We start from the raw sequence: 261 nt of genomic DNA on the forward strand, positions 1-261 counted from the left end.
GGGAGTTTATATATTGTCCTTTCTTTAGAAATGCAGTCCCTTGTGGGTGCATTGGGTTTTCTAGCCAATACTGTCCGGGATCTGTAGTGGCTTTAAAGATATGATACACCCACCTCCCTTGATCATTGGTATAGAATACATGTATTTCATCATCAAATCGATTACTTCGAACAAAACGACTTCGATAGCCCACAATATTGAGTTTAAATGGCTCCCGGTACACGATATACCCTTTACTTCGTAATATTTGTAAACTCTTTG

Annotated in this window: 1 pseudogene; it reads right to left on the reverse strand. The window is 38.7% G+C overall.

From position 1 onward, the window contains the following. Positions 1-247 (reverse strand): annotated as a pseudogene (locus tag FOF46_RS31205) (hypothetical protein); the annotation flags it as partial. Between the last annotated feature and the right edge of the window lie 14 nt (positions 248-261).

The organism is Aquimarina algiphila, from assembly GCF_007489275.1.
Classification (GTDB): Bacteria; Bacteroidota; Bacteroidia; order Flavobacteriales; family Flavobacteriaceae; genus Aquimarina; species Aquimarina algiphila.